The organism is Citrobacter sp. W9 (genome assembly GCF_026719375.1).
Classification (GTDB): Bacteria; Pseudomonadota; Gammaproteobacteria; order Enterobacterales; family Enterobacteriaceae; genus Citrobacter; species Citrobacter werkmanii.
Window position 1 is genome coordinate 62,352 of record NZ_JAPPTE010000008.1, and the last position, 15,850, is coordinate 78,201.

Sequence of the window (15,850 nt, forward strand, 5' to 3'; positions counted from 1 at the left end):
AAAAGGGGACGATTCTAGCGATGCTTAGCTTAGTTGTCAGTTGTCAGTATCAGAAAAGTTTTTACGCGTTTTTACCTGCGCCATGCTTTCCAGGATGCGGTGATAATTTTCAAACCGAGTTTCGGCTATTTCCCCTTTTTCTACAGCCTCACGGATAGCGCAGCCTGGATCGGCATCATGCTTGCAGTCGCGATATTTGCAATGACCCAGGTAGTCATGGAATTCGACAAAGCCATGGGTGATTTGTTCCGGTTCCAGATGCCACAGTCCGAACTCGCGTACGCCAGGGGAGTCGATAACGTCGCCGCCGTGCGGGAAGTGATACAGGCGAGAAGCGGTGGTGGTGTGCTGCCCAAGACCGGAGTTGTCGGAGACATCGTTGGTCAGGATCGCTTCCTGCAGGCCGAGAAGGTTATTGAGCAGGCTGGATTTACCTACACCCGACTGGCCGGCAAAAATGCTGATACGACCGGTTAACGCTTCTTCAAGCGGTTTCAGACCGTCTTTCGTGCGGCTTGATACCATCAATACGCGATAGCCAATGTTGCGATAGATATCCATCTGTTCGTTAACGAAGGCCATACCTTCGGCATCCAGCAGATCGATCTTATTCAGTACGATAATCGGTTCAACGTGTAGCGTTTCGCAGGCGACCAGATAGCGGTCGATAATATTAAGCGACAGCTCCGGTAAGATGGCTGAGACAATAACGATCTGATCGATATTGGCGGCAATGGGTTTTACCCCATCGTAAAAGTCAGGACGTGTGAGCACCGAGGTACGTTCGTGAACCGCCTCAACGATGCCTTTGACATTTACCCCTTCTGCTGCCGCTTTACCTGGTCGCCAGACTACGCGATCGCCGGTAACCAGTGAACGAATTGTGCGGCGGATGTTGCAGCGGTGAATGTCGCCGTCAGCAGACTCCACGTCGGCATGCATGCCAAAACGGCTGATAACGATGCCTTCAGCGGTTTCGCCAAACAGGTTGTCGTCGTAGTCTGGCTTCTCCGCGGACGTTTTCAGACGACGCTGGTGATTGGCGTTCACACGGCGCTGTTGGCCTTTGGAGAGTTTATTCTTACTCAATCGGACTGGCTCCTGGTCGCCCATGATGGGCAAAACATTTATGATACACGCAATTTTAGATGAATATAGTCACACTGAATGTGACGCTGAAGGGTGGAAAATAGCATGAGTGCCAATGAAAACAACCTGATTTGGATCGATCTGGAGATGACAGGTCTGGATCCCGAGCGCGATCGCATTATTGAGATCGCCACGCTGGTGACGGATGCCAACCTAAATATTCTGGCTGAAGGACCGACGATTGCGGTGCACCAGTCCGACGAACAACTGGCATTAATGGATGACTGGAACGTACGTACGCATACCGGTAGTGGGCTGGTGGAACGGGTAAAGGCGAGCACCATGGGCGATCGCGAAGCAGAACTGGCCACGCTGGCCTTTTTGCAAGAATGGGTTCCGGCAGGAAAATCACCTATCTGCGGCAACAGCATCGGTCAGGATCGTCGTTTCCTGTTTAAATACATGCCGGAGCTGGAAGCGTATTTCCATTATCGCTATCTCGACGTCAGCACGCTGAAGGAACTGGCGCGTCGTTGGAAGCCGGAAATCCTTGCTGGCTTCACCAAGCAGGGAACGCATCAGGCGATGGATGATATTCGTGAGTCGGTTGCTGAGCTGGCTTACTACCGCGAACATTTTATTAAGCTTTGATTTTGTGGATTGCCGGGTGGCGGCTGCGCCTTACCCGGCCTACGAAAATCGTTCCTGCGAGCTTGCACTAAGTCAGGATTGTCGCTAAATTAAACGACTTGCCGATAAATTCAGCACTTAAACGAAAAAACAAGAAAATCGCTTTTAGGGGGGTTGCAGCTAAACGGATTTCTCGTATAATGCGCCTCCCGTAACGACAGAGAATTACGCGTTACGGCAGCAACAAAAGCAGTACAGATTTGCGGGAATAGCTCAGTTGGTAGAGCACGACCTTGCCAAGGTCGGGGTCGCGAGTTCGAGTCTCGTTTCCCGCTCCAAAATTTGAAAGTGCTTGTTAAGCACAGACGCACCCAAGCGGGAATAGCTCAGTTGGTAGAGCACGACCTTGCCAAGGTCGGGGTCGCGAGTTCGAGTCTCGTTTCCCGCTCCAAAATTTGAAAGTGCTTATTAAGCACAGACCACCAATCGCAGGATTTCGAATTGCGACAAGGCGGCAACTGAATGAGTCCTCAGGAGCTTACTGAAGTAAGTGACTAAGGCGAGTGAAGGCAGCCAACGCAGTAGCGGTTCGAAAGACGAAGATTATGCGGGAATAGCTCAGTTGGTAGAGCACGACCTTGCCAAGGTCGGGGTCGCGAGTTCGAGTCTCGTTTCCCGCTCCAAATTCTTACCTCAAAAAAAATATCCACAACGAAGAATCGCGTTGGGGACGTTTTGTTTCGTCGTTGACATACTCTTGTAAACAGACTTATCCACAGGCCCGGGTATTATTCCTGGAATGCAAAAAACTTCGCCTGGTTAATAGTATCATTTTAACACATTGAAATTATTGGATTAATTATCATTTCAAATTGTTAATGCGATCACTTGACGATTTTTTCCCTCTTGAATATCAATGTGTTTTTATTTTTATACACAAGCTGTGGATGACTTAAGCGTCGCGCGGTAGACCCTTTTCGATGACCCTGACTAAACGTTGTTTCTTCGGCAACTGCACCTCAACTACGCAGGCGTTTCGCTTCTCAATTTGCTGAGCAACCGCCCACTCTATGTGTTCGTCGAGAAGTGGGTGCTCACCTCTACGGTTTTCCAGGGCGTTAATTACGGCTTCATCCCAGGGTGCATTGCCCAACGCAACAGCGATATTTCGCAGCCAGCGCAGATGACCGATACGACGAATGGCAGACCCCTCAGTGACTTTTAAAAACCACGCTTCGCTCCAGCTAAACAGCTCTATTAACTCCGGAGCATGAAGCTGCTTGCGTGGGCTAAAGTCATCCTCGACCGTCAACTGCGAATAGCGGTTCCAGGGACAAATGAGCTGACAATCATCGCAGCCGTAAATGCGATTCCCCAACAAGGGTCGAAACGCTTCAGGGATAGCGCCTTCCAGTTCGATAGTGAGATAAGAGATACAACGGCGCGCATCTACGGTGTAGGGTTCAACGATGGCCCCGGTGGGACAGATGGTCATACAGGCGACACATTTCCCGCATCCTTCTTCTACTGGCTTATCGACCGGCAAGGGCAAGTCGATCAGTAATTCACCAAGGAAGAAAAATGAACCGGCTTCGCGATTAAGGATAAGTGAGTGCTTACCTGTCCAGCCAAGCCCGGCTTTTTCCGCCAGCGGACGCTCAAGAATGGGCGCGGAATCGACAAAAGGTCTAAAATTCAGCGAAACGCAGTGTTGTTGAATCATCTCGCCCAGCTTTTTTAAGCGGTTACGCAGCAGCTTATGGTAGTCGCGCCCAAGCGCGTAGCGACTGACGTAACCCAGAGAGGGGTTTTTCAACGTGCTGGCAAAGGCCGCCTTGGCAGGGAGATAGTTCATACGTACGCTGATGACACGTAGCGTACCGGGCAATAATTCGTGAGGTCGGGCGCGCATCATGCCGTGACGGGCCATCCAGTCCATCTCGCCGTGATAGTGTTGATCCAGCCAGGCCTGCAGTTTGGGCTCCGCTTCGCTGAGGTCGGTATCGGCAATACCGACCTGCTGAAAGCCAAGCTCCAGCCCCCACTGCTTAATATTTTGCGCTAACTGATTGAGATCTAGGGGCTCTGACATGACGGACCATACAATGAAGAAAAACCCCGCAAGTATACCACACTCCATCTGGTACGCCGATGACATCAGGCGGATGGAGCGAGAGGCGGCAGACAGCTTAGGGCTGACGTTGTACGAACTGATGCAACGGGCGGGAGAGGCCGCGTTTCAGGTCGCCCGCGAAGCCTATCCGCACGCTCAACACTGGCTGGTGCTGTGCGGTCATGGCAACAACGGCGGCGATGGCTACGTAGTGGCAAGGCTTGCCAAAGCGCAGGGGCTTGAGGTCACGCTGCTGGCGCAAGAGAGTGACAAACCACTTCCGGAGGAAGCACAGCAGGCGCGCGATGCCTGGCTTAACGCCGGTGGCGTCATTCATGCTGCGGATATCACCTGGCCTGGTAGCGTGGACGTCATCATCGACGCGCTGTCAGGGACTGGCTTAAAACACGCGCCGCGTGAGGCTCTCTCGGTATTGATTGAACGTGCCAATACTTACCCAGCCCCCATCGTGGCGATAGATATTCCTTCCGGCCTGCTGGCGCAAACAGGGGCGACACCGGGTACGGTCATCAATGCGGCGCATACCGTCACCTTTATTGCGCTCAAACCAGGCCTGTTAACCGGTAAAGCGCGCGATGTCACCGGACGCCTACATGTTAACGCGCTTGGGCTGGACGACTGGCTGGCTGGGCAGAATGCGCCAGTTCAACGTTTTGATGCTCTACAGCTTGCGCACTGGCTGACGCCACGCCGACCTACCTCGCACAAAGGTTCCCACGGTCGGCTGGTGATTATCGGGGGGGACCACGGGACGGCAGGCGCAATACGTATGGCCGGTGAAGCGGCGCTGCGTGCAGGAGCCGGGCTGGTCAAAGTGCTGACCCGCAGTGAAAACATCGCTCCGATTCTGACCGCCAGGCCGGAACTGATGGTTGATACGCTAACGCCGCAGACTCTGGATGAAAGCCTGGCGTGGGCGGATGTTGTCGTCATTGGTCCTGGGCTTGGTCAGCAGGAGTGGGGCAAAAAAGCGCTGCAAAAGGTCGAGAATTTTCGCAAACCGATGCTCTGGGATGCCGATGCGCTCAACCTGCTGGCATTCAACCCCGATAAACGTCACAATCGCGTGATCACGCCGCATCCGGGAGAAGCCGCGCGACTGCTGGGCTGTTCCATTGCAGAAATTGAAGACGATCGCTTACTTTGTGCACAACGTCTGGTAAAACGGTACGGAGGCGTGGCAGTGCTGAAAGGCGCGGGTACGGTTGTTGCTGTTGAACCGGCTGAGTTGGGTATTATTGATACCGGCAATGCAGGCATGGCCAGCGGCGGAATGGGTGATGTGCTTTCCGGTATTATTGGCGCATTGCTCGGACAGAAGCTTACCCCGTATGATGCAGCATGTGCGGGATGTGTTGCGCACGGTGCGGCGGCGGATGTGCTGGCGGCGCGTTTTGGTACGCGCGGCATGCTGGCGACCGATCTCTTTACTACGCTACAGCGTATTGTTAACCCTGATGTGATTGACGTTTATCATGATGAATCGAGTAATTCCACTACCTGATGAACAGGCGACTTTAGACCTGGGACTGCGGGTAGCCAAAGCCTGTGACGGCGCGACGGTAATTTATTTGTACGGCGACCTGGGAGCGGGCAAAACCACTTTTAGCCGTGGATTCCTGCAGGCGTTAGGTCATAAAGGTAATGTCAAAAGCCCGACTTACACGCTGGTTGAACCCTATTCGCTCGATAATTTGATGGTTTATCACTTCGATCTGTATCGACTTGCGGACCCGGAGGAGCTGGAATTTATGGGGATCCGCGATTATTTTGCCAATGATGCCATCTGCCTGGTGGAATGGCCGCAACAAGGTAAAGGTGTTCTGCCAGACCCGGACGTCGAAATACACATCGAATACCAGGCACAAGGTCGAGAGGCGCGCGTCAGCGCAGTCTCCTCATCGGGTGATTTATTGCTGGCGCGTTTAGCCGATTAACCTTAAGGGTGGCGGGATGATTTATCGCATCAGAAACTGGCTGATGGCAACCTTGGTCCTGCTGTGCGCGCAGGCAGGGGCCGCCAGCCTCTCCGATCTTCAGGTTTCCAACGGCGAACAACAGGCGCGGATTACGCTGAGTTTTATCGGCGATCCTGAATACGCCGTTTCGCAGGATGGGAAACGAACCGTCGCGCTGGATATTAAACAAACCGGTGTGATTCAGGGATTACCGTTGCTGTTTAGCGGTAATAATCTGGTCAAATCTATCCGTTCCGGTACGCCAAAAGACGCGCAGTCTCTGCGCCTGCTGGTGGATTTAACCGAGAACGGCAAAGCCGATGCCGTAAAACGCCAGAACGGCGGTAATTATACCGTCGTGTTTACCATCAAGGCCGATGCGCCACCGCCGCCTCCACCGCCTCCGGTGGTTGCGAAACGTGTCGAAGCGCCGGTTGTCGCCCCGCGCTCTGCCGAGCCTGCACGTAATCCGTTTAAAGCGGAAAACGATCGCACTACGGCGGTTACCAGCAGTAATACGTCCACGCGACCTGCGGCGCGCGCCAGCACCAATAGCGGCGACAAAGTGGTTATTGCCATTGATGCCGGGCATGGCGGACAGGATCCCGGCGCAATTGGTCCCGGCGGTACGCGTGAGAAAAATGTCACGATTGCCGTGGCGCGTAAACTACGCAGTTTGCTGAATGATGACCCGATGTTTAAAGGCGTCCTCACCCGCGATGGCGATTACTTCATCTCGGTCATGGGACGTTCCGACGTTGCGCGTAAACAAAACGCCAACTTCCTGGTTTCGATTCATGCTGACGCCGCGCCAAACCGGGATGCCACTGGCGCTTCCGTCTGGGTACTGTCAAACCGCCGGGCGAACAGTGAAATGGCTGGCTGGCTGGAACAGCATGAGAAGCAATCAGAATTGTTAGGTGGTGCGGGCGATGTGCTGGCCAACAGCCAGGCCGATCCTTACCTCAGCCAGGCCGTGCTGGATCTGCAGTTCGGTCATTCGCAACGCGTCGGGTATGATGTGGCGACCAGCATGATCGGTCAGTTAGAACGTATTGGCTCAATGCATAAACGTCGGCCGGAACACGCCAGTCTTGGGGTACTCCGTTCGCCGGATATCCCGTCAGTGCTGGTTGAAACTGGCTTTATCAGTAACAACAGCGAAGAGCGTCTGTTGGCGAGCGATGATTACCAGCAGCAACTGGCCGAGGCGATTTACAAAGGATTACGTAACTATTTCCAGGCGCACCCGATGCAAACCGGGCCGCAGGGCGCACCGGCGCAAACCGCCAGCGCCGTGTCGCCTGGCAACACGTTAACAAATTAAGGATTAGCCATGCCGATTCAGGTTCTACCGCCACAGTTGGCGAACCAGATTGCCGCGGGCGAGGTGGTAGAACGGCCTGCGTCAGTGGTTAAAGAACTGGTGGAAAACAGTATCGATGCCGGCGCGACGCGTATTGATATTGATATCGAACGCGGCGGCGCGAAGCTTATTCGTATTCGTGACAACGGCTGCGGGATTAAAAAAGACGAGCTGGCGCTGGCGCTGGCGCGTCATGCCACCAGTAAAATTGCCTCGCTTGACGATCTCGAAGCCATCGTGAGCCTTGGGTTTCGCGGCGAAGCGTTAGCCAGTATTAGCTCGGTCTCACGTTTAACCCTGACGTCGCGCACGCAAGAGCAGCCTGAAGCCTGGCAAGCCTATGCTGAAGGACGCGACATGGATGTCACGGTTAAACCCGCCGCGCATCCGGTGGGTACCACGCTGGAGGTGTTGGATCTGTTCTACAACACCCCGGCGCGGCGCAAGTTTATGCGCACCGAGAAAACCGAATTTAATCATATCGATGAGATTATCCGCCGCATTGCGCTGGCGCGTTTTGATGTGACGATTAATTTGTCGCACAACGGCAAAGTGGTGCGTCAGTACCGTGCAGTGGCTGCGGATGGACAAAAAGAGCGCCGTCTGGGCGCGATTTGCGGTATGCCGTTTCTGGAACATGCGCTGGCGATTGAATGGCAGCATGGCGATTTGACGCTACGGGGCTGGGTAGCCGATCCTCACCACACAACAACGGCGCTGGCGGAAATCCAGTACTGTTACGTGAATGGCAGGATGATGCGTGATCGCCTGATCAACCACGCTATTCGCCAGGCCTGTGAAGATAAGCTGGGCGCCGATCAGCAGCCGGCATTTGTTTTATATCTGGAAATCGATCCGCATCAGGTGGATGTTAATGTGCATCCCGCCAAGCATGAAGTCCGTTTCCATCAGTCGCGTCTGGTGCATGATTTTATCTACCAGGGCGTATTGAGCGTTCTGCAACAGCAGCTTGAAACGCCGCTGCCGTTGGCGGATGACGACGAACCTGCCCCACGGCACATCCCGGAAAACCGCGTTGCAGCCGGACGTAACCATTTTGCCGAGCCCGCTCCGGCGCGTGAAGCTGCTGCACCTCGCTACTCTGCCCCCGCTGGCGGTGGTGGTCGTCAGGCGGGCGCCAGCTGGCCTCATGCCCAGCCTGGATATCAAAAGCAGCAGGGTGAGATTTATCAGCAACTGCTGCAGACGCCAGTTCCAACGCGTAAAGCGCCGGTATCTGAAGCGCCATCGGCTCCTCTGACCGGCAACAGTCAGGGGTTTGGTCGGGTGCTAACGATTGTCGGTGCGGACTGCGCGTTACTCGAATGCGATGGTCATATTCGGTTACTGGCATTACCTGTGGCGGAACGTTGGCTGCGTCAGGCGCAATTAACGCCTGGACAGGGGGCTGTTTGCGCCCAACCATTACTGATTCCTTTACGTCTAAAAGTGACCGCCGATGAAAAAGCGGCGCTGCAGAAAGGGCAGAGCCAACTGGCCGATCTGGGCATTGAATTTCAACTGGATGCGCAGCATGTGACCATCCGGGCAGTGCCTTTACCCTTACGCCAACAAAATTTACAAATCTTGATTCCTGAACTGATAGGCTACCTGGCGCAGCAGTCCGTATTCGAGCCGGGCAATATTGCACAGTGGATTGCACGTAACCTGATTAGCGAGCATCCGCAGTGGAGCATGGCCCAGGCGATTACGCTGTTAGCGGATGTTGAGCGGCTTTGCCCACAACTCGTGAAGGCGCCGCCGGGTGGTCTGTTACAACCTGTTGATTTACATTCGGTAATGAATGCCCTGAAACATGAGTGATACCCGTAAGGCGAGCCTGCCAAAGGCGATTTTTTTAATGGGGCCAACGGCCTCCGGTAAAACAGCGCTCGCAATTGAATTGCGTAAAGTTTTGCCTGTAGAGTTGATAAGCGTTGATTCCGCCCTTATTTACAAAGGGATGGATATCGGTACAGCCAAGCCTGATGCAGATGAATTACAGGCCGCGCCGCACCGATTACTGGATATTCGCGATCCGTCGCAAGCATACTCTGCTGCGGATTTTCGCCGCGATGCGTTAGCCGAGATGGCCGATATCACCGCCGCGGGGCGTATTCCGCTGCTGGTGGGCGGCACAATGTTATATTTCAAAGCCTTGCTTGAAGGGCTGTCGCCGTTACCGTCGGCAGACCCGGACGTCAGGGCCAGAATTGAGCAGCAGGCGGCAGAGCATGGGTGGGATGCGTTACACCGACAGCTTCAGGAGATCGATCCCGTAGCTGCCGCGCGTATTCATCCAAATGATCCGCAAAGACTTTCCCGGGCACTGGAAGTTTTTTTCATTTCGGGTAAAACTTTAACGGAGCTGACGCAAACGTCAGGAGATGCTTTGCCGTATGAGGTGCATCAGTTTGCAATCGCCCCGGCGAGCCGTGAACTGCTCCATCAGCGAATTGAGCAGCGTTTTCATCAGATGTTAGCTTCAGGTTTTGAAGCAGAAGTCCGGGCGCTTTTTGCCCGTGGAGATTTGCATACGGATTTGCCTTCCATTCGTTGTGTCGGGTATCGCCAGATGTGGTCATACATTGAAGGCGAAATTTCATACGATGAAATGGTTTATAGAGGTGTTTGCGCCACGAGGCAGTTGGCGAAGCGGCAGGTGACCTGGTTGCGTGGTTGGGAAGGGGTGCACTGGCTTGACAGTGAAAAGCCTGACCAGGCGCGAAACGAAGTATTACAGGTTGTTGGTGCTATCGCGAACTGAATGTGTACAATTGAAACGTATCGTGCGCAATTTTTCAGAATCGAAAGGTTCAAAGTACAAATAAGCATATAAGGAAAAGAGAGAATGGCTAAGGGGCAATCTTTACAAGATCCGTTCCTGAACGCACTGCGTCGGGAACGTGTTCCAGTTTCTATTTATTTGGTGAATGGTATTAAGCTGCAAGGTCAAATCGAGTCTTTTGATCAGTTCGTGATCCTGTTGAAAAACACGGTCAGCCAGATGGTTTATAAGCACGCGATTTCTACTGTTGTCCCGTCTCGCCCGGTTTCTCATCACAGCAATAATGCCACCGGCGGCACTGGCAGCAACTACCATCACGGTAGCAACGCGCAAGGTTCATCTGCGCAACAGGACAGCGAAGAAACCGAATAAGGTTGATTGCTGTTTTACATACGGGGAGCCAGCGAACCTGCGTTCCCCGTTGATACATATTAAGGGGTTGACGCTTGTTTGACCGTTATGATGCCGGTGAGCAGGCGGTACTGGTACACATCTATTTTTCGCAAGACAAAGATATGGAAGACCTCCAGGAGTTTGAATCCCTGGTCTCTTCCGCCGGTGTCGAAGCAATGCAGGTGATTACCGGGAGCCGTAAAGCACCGCACCCGAAGTATTTTGTTGGTGAAGGCAAGGCAATCGAAATTGCCGAAGCCGTAAAAGCGACTGGCGCTGCGGTGGTGATTTTTGATCATGCTCTAAGCCCTGCCCAGGAACGTAACCTGGAACAATTGTGCCAGTGTCTGGTTATCGACAGGACTGGTCTTATTCTGGATATTTTTGCCCAGCGTGCGCGAACCCATGAGGGTAAGTTGCAGGTTGAGCTGGCGCAACTGCGCCATATGGCTACGCGTTTGGTCCGTGGCTGGACCCACCTTGAAAGGCAAAAGGGCGGGATTGGTTTGCGCGGTCCGGGTGAAACCCAGCTCGAAACCGACCGTCGTTTGCTGCGTAATCGCATTTTGCAGATACAGTCGCGCCTGGAAAAAGTTGAAAAGCAACGTGAGCAGGGGCGACAGTCGCGTAAGAAAGCGGATGTCCCGACCGTATCACTGGTGGGATATACCAACGCCGGAAAATCCACCCTGTTCAACCAGATAACTGAAGCCCGGGTCTACGCAGCGGATCAACTGTTTGCGACCCTGGACCCGACCCTGCGGCGGATCGACGTCGCGGATGTCGGTGAAACCGTGCTGGCAGATACCGTAGGGTTTATCCGTCACTTACCGCACGACCTGGTGGCGGCATTTAAAGCCACCTTGCAGGAAACACGTCAGGCGACATTGCTGCTGCACGTTATTGATGCAGCAGATTTTCGTGTGCAAGAAAACATCGAGGCCGTCGATACGGTGCTTGAGGAGATCGATGCGCATGAGATCCCGACCCTGCTGGTGATGAATAAAATCGATATGCTGGATGACTTTGAACCGCGTATCGACAGAGATGAAGAGAATAAACCCATTCGCGTTTGGGTTTCAGCGCAAACGGGAATAGGTATACCACAGCTTTTTCAGGCTTTGACTGAGCGGCTTTCCGGTGAGGTGGCGCAGCATACGTTGCGTTTGCCGCCGCAGGAAGGGCGTCTGAGAAGCCGGTTTTATCAACTTCAGGCAATAGAAAAAGAGTGGATGGAGGAGGACGGCAGCGTAGGTCTGCAGGTTCGTATGCCGATCGTAGACTGGCGTCGCCTCTGTAAACAAGAACCGGCACTGGAAGACTATGTTGTCTGATCTGACGGATATGGCCTGAAGATTTTTTCGCCTCTATACCTTGTGGATTTTGCGTAGCCAACGCATCGGCAGCACAAAAGACGCAGGTATAGCATCGCATAACAAATATGGAGCACAAAAATGGCGTGGAATCAGCCCGGTAATAACGGACAAGACCGCGACCCGTGGGGAAGCAGCAAACCTGGCGGCAACCCTGAGGGAAATGGAAACAAAGGTGGGCGCGATCAGGGACCTCCCGATCTGGATGATATCTTCCGCAAACTGAGCAAAAAGCTCGGTGGTCTGGGCGGCGGTAAAGGTACTGGTTCTGGCGGCGGTAGTTCATCGCAAGGTCCGCGTCCGCAACTGGGCGGTCGGGTCTTTACTATCGCTGCGGCCGCTATCGTCATAATCTGGGCGGCCAGCGGTTTCTACACCATTAAAGAAGCGGAACGCGGCGTGGTGACACGCTTCGGTAAATTCAGCCATTTGGTTGAGCCGGGTCTGAACTGGAAACCGACCTTTATCGACGAAGTGACTCCGGTCAACGTTGAAGCCGTGCGTGAACTTGCCGCATCTGGCGTCATGCTGACATCTGACGAAAACGTTGTGCGCGTTGAAATGAACGTGCAGTACCGCGTGACCGATCCGCAGCGTTACCTGTTTAGCGTAACCAGCGCGGATGACAGCCTGCGTCAGGCAACCGACAGCGCACTGCGTGGCGTTATCGGGAAGTACACTATGGACCGTATCCTGACCGAAGGGCGTACCGTTATTCGTAGCGATACCCAGCGTGAACTGGAAGAAACGATCCGTCCGTACAACATGGGTATCACCCTGCTGGACGTCAACTTCCAGGCCGCACGTCCGCCGGAAGAGGTAAAAGCCGCGTTTGACGATGCGATTGCCGCGCGCGAAAACGAACAGCAGTACATCCGTGAAGCGGAAGCGTACACCAACGAAGTTCAGCCGCGTGCGAACGGTCAGGCGCAGCGTATTCTGGAAGAAGCTCGTGCTTACAAAACGCAAACCATCCTGGAAGCTCAGGGTGAAGTGGCGCGCTTCGCGAAAATTCTGCCGGAATATAAAGCCGCGCCGCAAATTACTCGCGAGCGTTTGTATATCGAGACCATGGAAAAAGTGCTGAGCAATACCCGTAAAGTCCTGGTTAACGATAAAGGCAGCAATCTGATGGTTCTGCCGCTGGATCAAATGCTGAAAGGCGGTAGTGCGCCAGCAGCAAAGAGTGACAGCAGTTCAAACCTGCTGCGTCTGCCGCCAGCGACGACCTCCAGCACTGGAGCAAGCAACACCTCGTCCACCAGTCAGGGCGATATTATGGACCAACGCCGCGCGAACGCGCAGCGTAACGACTACCAGCGTCAGGGGGAATAACGATGCGTAAGTCAGTTATTGCGATTATCATCATCGTTCTGGTAGTTCTGTTCATGTCTGTCTTTGTGGTCAAAGAAGGCGAGCGCGGTATTACGCTGCGCTTTGGTAAAGTTCTGCGTGACGATGAAAACAAGCCGCTGGTCGTTGCACCTGGCCTGCACTTCAAGATTCCGTTTATTGAATCAGTGAAGATGCTGGATGCGCGTATTCAGACCATGGACAACCAGGCCGATCGCTTTGTCACCAAAGAGAAGAAAGACCTGATCGTTGACTCCTACATCAAGTGGCGCATCAGTGACTTTAGCCGTTACTACCTGGCAACGGGCGGTGGCGATGTTTCTCAGGCAGAAGTCCTGCTGAAACGTAAGTTCTCTGACCGTCTGCGTTCTGAAATCGGTCGTCTCGACGTGAAAGACATCGTTACCGATTCCCGTGGTCGTCTGACTCTGGAAGTCCGTGACGCGCTGAACTCCGGTTCTGCTGGTACGGAAGATGAAGTCGCGACGCCGGCGGCGGATAGTGCGATTGCCGAAGCGGCTGAGCGTGTTCAGGCTGAAACGAACGGTAAAGTACCGGTCATCAACCCGAACAGTATGGCGGCGTTGGGGATCGAAGTGGTTGACGTGCGTATTAAGCAAATTAACCTGCCTGCGGAAGTGTCTGAGGCTATCTACAACCGTATGCGCGCTGAGCGTGAAGCGGTAGCCCGCCGCCATCGTTCACAAGGTCAGGAAGAAGCGGAAAAACTGCGTGCAACGGCGGATTACGAAGTAACGAAAACGCTGGCAGAATCTGAGCGTCAGGGCCGCATTATGCGCGGTGAAGGCGATGCAGAAGCCGCTAAACTGTTTGCCGACGCGTTCAGCCAGGATCCTGACTTCTACGCCTTCATCCGTAGCCTGCGTGCTTATGAGAAGAGCTTTGAAGGTAACCAGGACGTGATGGTCATGAGCCCGGACAGCGATTTCTTCCGCTACATGAAGACACCGAATACCGCGACACGCTAAAATAGTTTCAGCGGTTTTAAACCAGCAAAACCACCGGCGTCCCCAGGGATGCGGTGGTTTTCTTTTTATATAAGGACGATGGATGAATTCCACAATTTTGTTGGCGCTCGCGCTGGTTTTGGTGCTGGAAGGCCTGGGTCCGATGCTTTATCCCGGCGCATGGAAGAAAATGATCTCCGCGATGGCGCAACTCCCCGAAAATACTTTGCGTCGTTTTGGTGGAGGTCTTGTGGTTGCGGGCGTTGTGGTCTACTACATGTTGAGGAAAACGATTGGCTGATCAATAAGTAGCCTAATTTGCGGATTTTAGCATGCAAAAAGTGCTGTATATCTGAAAAAGCGGTGGTAGAATCCATTTTTAAGCAAACGGTGATTTTGAAAAATGGGTAACAACGTCGTCGTACTGGGCACCCAATGGGGTGACGAAGGTAAAGGGAAGATCGTCGATCTTCTGACTGAACGGGCTAAATATGTTGTGCGCTACCAGGGTGGACACAACGCAGGCCATACTCTCGTAATCAACGGTGAAAAAACCGTCCTCCATCTTATTCCATCAGGTATTCTTCGCGAGAATGTCATCAGCATCATCGGTAACGGTGTTGTACTGTCTCCGTCCGCGCTGATGAAAGAAATGAAAGGGCTGGAAGATCGTGGTATCCCGGTTCGCGAGCGCCTGCTGCTGTCTGAAGCTTGTCCGCTGATCCTTGATTATCACGTTGCGTTGGATAACGCTCGTGAGAAAGCGCGTGGCGAGAAAGCGATCGGTACTACCGGTCGCGGTATCGGCCCGGCTTATGAAGATAAAGTGGCTCGTCGCGGTCTGCGCGTTGGCGATCTGTTTGATAAAGCAACCTTCGCTGAAAAACTGAAAGAAGTGATGGAATATCACAACTTCCAGTTGGTGAATTTCTATAAAGTCGAAGCGGTTGACTACCAGAAAGTGCTGGATGATGTGATGGCGATTGCCGACATCCTGACTTCTATGGTTGTTGATGTTTCCGATCTGCTGGACCAGGCGCGTAAGCGTGGCGATTTCGTCATGTTCGAAGGCGCGCAGGGTACGCTGCTGGATATCGACCACGGTACTTATCCGTACGTCACCTCCTCCAACACCACCGCGGGTGGCGTGGCGACTGGCTCCGGCCTGGGCCCACGTTATGTGGATTACGTGCTGGGTATCATCAAAGCTTACTCTACTCGTGTTGGCGCGGGTCCGTTCCCGACAGAGCTGTTTGATGACGTTGGCGAGTTCCTGTGCAAACAAGGTAACGAGTATGGCGCAACCACTGGTCGTCGTCGTCGTACCGGTTGGCTGGACTCCGTTGCCGTGCGTCGTGCAGTACAGATTAACTCCCTGTCTGGCTTCTGCCTGACCAAACTGGACGTACTGGACGGTTTGAAAGAGGTGAAAATCTGTGTCGCTTACCGTATGCCGGATGGCCGTGAAGTTACGACTACCCCGCTGGCGGCTGACGACTGGAAAGGTATCGAGCCGATTTACGAAACCATGCCAGGCTGGTCTGAATCCACCTTTGGCGTGAAGGAACGTAGTGGTCTGCCGCAGGCGGCGCTGAACTACATCAAGCGTATTGAAGAACTGACCGGTGTGCCGATTGATATTATCTCAACTGGCCCAGACCGTACTGAAACCATGATCCTGCGCGACCCGTTCGACGCATAATTCTGGTTATGGCGTAGCGTCGAATGGCGCTGCGCTTGCACTATCTTAGGCCGGATGAGGCGTTTTGCATTAGAATCCGGCTTAAAATCACGTAAG

14 protein-coding genes and 3 tRNA genes are annotated in these 15,850 nt (G+C 53.6%); 15 read left to right on the forward strand and 2 right to left on the reverse strand.

Translation table 11 applies throughout. From position 1 onward, the window contains the following. Positions 1-36: 36 nt before the first annotated feature. Positions 37-1,089: a small ribosomal subunit biogenesis GTPase RsgA gene (gene rsgA / locus OOJ59_RS13480; RefSeq protein WP_170973222.1), complete on the reverse strand. Its 1,053-nt coding sequence runs from the start codon at positions 1,087-1,089 to the stop codon at positions 37-39. Positions 1,090-1,194: 105 nt separating this feature from the next. Between rsgA and orn the strand changes: the two genes are divergently transcribed. The 4 genes from orn to OOJ59_RS13500 all read left to right on the forward strand — a co-directional run bounded on the left by orn (position 1,195) and on the right by OOJ59_RS13500 (position 2,402). Further along, the gene (gene orn / locus OOJ59_RS13485; protein ID WP_006686300.1) at positions 1,195-1,740 is read left to right on the forward strand and encodes an oligoribonuclease; all 546 of its coding nucleotides are present in this window, start codon (positions 1,195-1,197) and stop codon (positions 1,738-1,740) included. A gap of 241 nt (positions 1,741-1,981) precedes the next feature. Continuing rightward, positions 1,982-2,057, forward strand: a tRNA-Gly gene (locus tag OOJ59_RS13490). A gap of 37 nt (positions 2,058-2,094) precedes the next feature. After that, positions 2,095-2,170 (forward strand) — tRNA-Gly (locus OOJ59_RS13495). A gap of 156 nt (positions 2,171-2,326) precedes the next feature. After that, positions 2,327-2,402 (forward strand) — tRNA-Gly (locus tag OOJ59_RS13500). A gap of 269 nt (positions 2,403-2,671) precedes the next feature. Here the strand turns inward: OOJ59_RS13500 and queG are convergent. Further along, positions 2,672-3,811 carry a tRNA epoxyqueuosine(34) reductase QueG gene (gene queG, locus OOJ59_RS13505; protein ID WP_085048474.1) on the reverse strand — a complete coding sequence of 380 codons (1,140 nt, stop codon included), beginning with the start codon at positions 3,809-3,811 and terminating at the stop codon, positions 2,672-2,674. Here queG and nnr point away from each other — a divergent pair. From nnr to purA, 11 genes are all read left to right on the forward strand, one after another. Next, positions 3,810-5,357: a bifunctional ADP-dependent NAD(P)H-hydrate dehydratase/NAD(P)H-hydrate epimerase gene (gene nnr, locus OOJ59_RS13510; RefSeq protein WP_160955485.1), complete on the forward strand. Its 1,548-nt coding sequence runs from the start codon at positions 3,810-3,812 to the stop codon at positions 5,355-5,357. The genes queG and nnr overlap by 2 nt on opposite strands. Beyond that, positions 5,329-5,790, forward strand: coding sequence for a tRNA (adenosine(37)-N6)-threonylcarbamoyltransferase complex ATPase subunit type 1 TsaE (gene tsaE, locus OOJ59_RS13515; RefSeq protein WP_008786002.1), 462 nt, complete (start codon positions 5,329-5,331; stop codon positions 5,788-5,790). The genes nnr and tsaE overlap by 29 nt, the downstream gene beginning before the upstream one ends. Before the next feature lie 16 nt (positions 5,791-5,806). Continuing rightward, complete coding sequence (amiB, locus tag OOJ59_RS13520; protein ID WP_160955486.1) at positions 5,807-7,138, forward strand: N-acetylmuramoyl-L-alanine amidase AmiB; 1,332 nt, start codon at positions 5,807-5,809, stop codon at positions 7,136-7,138. Between the two features lie 9 nt (positions 7,139-7,147). Continuing rightward, positions 7,148-9,001, forward strand: a complete 1,854-nt coding sequence (gene mutL, locus OOJ59_RS13525; protein WP_137346741.1) for a DNA mismatch repair endonuclease MutL — start codon at positions 7,148-7,150, stop codon at positions 8,999-9,001. Beyond that, positions 8,994-9,944 (forward strand): tRNA (adenosine(37)-N6)-dimethylallyltransferase MiaA, encoded by a 951-nt coding sequence (gene miaA, locus OOJ59_RS13530; RefSeq protein WP_038636521.1) that lies wholly within the window; start codon positions 8,994-8,996, stop codon positions 9,942-9,944. Before mutL ends, miaA begins: the two co-directional genes overlap by 8 nt. Positions 9,945-10,028: 84 nt before the next feature. Further along, positions 10,029-10,337, forward strand: a complete 309-nt coding sequence (hfq, locus tag OOJ59_RS13535; RefSeq protein WP_003025584.1) for an RNA chaperone Hfq — start codon at positions 10,029-10,031, stop codon at positions 10,335-10,337. 74 nt (positions 10,338-10,411) lie between these two features. Next, positions 10,412-11,692 carry a ribosome rescue GTPase HflX gene (gene hflX, locus OOJ59_RS13540; protein WP_003025589.1) on the forward strand — a complete coding sequence of 427 codons (1,281 nt, stop codon included), beginning with the start codon at positions 10,412-10,414 and terminating at the stop codon, positions 11,690-11,692. 120 nt (positions 11,693-11,812) lie between these two features. Next, complete coding sequence (hflK, locus tag OOJ59_RS13545) at positions 11,813-13,066, forward strand: FtsH protease activity modulator HflK (protein ID WP_069324734.1); 1,254 nt, start codon at positions 11,813-11,815, stop codon at positions 13,064-13,066. Positions 13,067-13,068: 2 nt separating this feature from the next. Beyond that, positions 13,069-14,073 carry a protease modulator HflC gene (hflC, locus tag OOJ59_RS13550; RefSeq protein WP_003830491.1) on the forward strand — a complete coding sequence of 335 codons (1,005 nt, stop codon included), beginning with the start codon at positions 13,069-13,071 and terminating at the stop codon, positions 14,071-14,073. Positions 14,074-14,155: 82 nt separating this feature from the next. After that, complete coding sequence (locus OOJ59_RS13555; RefSeq protein WP_006686310.1) at positions 14,156-14,353, forward strand: DUF2065 domain-containing protein; 198 nt, start codon at positions 14,156-14,158, stop codon at positions 14,351-14,353. A 102-nt stretch (positions 14,354-14,455) separates the two neighbouring features. Continuing rightward, the gene (gene purA, locus OOJ59_RS13560; protein WP_003025606.1) at positions 14,456-15,754 is read left to right on the forward strand and encodes an adenylosuccinate synthase; all 1,299 of its coding nucleotides are present in this window, start codon (positions 14,456-14,458) and stop codon (positions 15,752-15,754) included. Positions 15,755-15,850: the final 96 nt, after the last annotated feature.